General features: G+C 69.6%; 1 protein-coding gene. It reads right to left on the minus strand.

Translation table 11 applies throughout. The features are described 5' to 3' along the window. Positions 1-349: hypothetical protein (locus tag RND78_RS27955; protein ID WP_312733484.1), on the minus strand; the 349-nt coding region annotated here is incomplete at both ends.

Consider the following 349-nt stretch of genomic DNA (forward strand, 5'->3'; position numbering starts at 1 on the left):
ACCCGCCGCGTTCGCCAGGCTGGCGCCGCTGAGGCTCAGGCCGCCATCGGCGACCAGTTGCCCGCCGCCGTTCTGCACCGCACCACCGGTGACGGTCAGGGTCTGCTGGCCGGCGCTGGAGACCAGGCCCTGACGGTTGTCCAAGTCGGCAGCGGTGAGGTCCAGGGTACCGTCGCTGAGCAGTTGACCCTGGTCGTTGAGCAGTAGCCCCTGGCCATCGACTCGTTTGCCGGTCAGGGTCACGCTCAGGCCTTGGCGACTGGTGAGCAGGCCGGTGCTGTTGTCGAGGCTGGCGGCTTCGACGTCCAGGCCCGCTGCGGACAGGGCGCCCTTGGCATTGGTCAAGGCC

The organism is Pseudomonas oryzihabitans, from assembly GCF_032027545.1.
GTDB classification, from domain to species: domain Bacteria; phylum Pseudomonadota; class Gammaproteobacteria; order Pseudomonadales; family Pseudomonadaceae; genus Chryseomonas; species Chryseomonas oryzihabitans_F.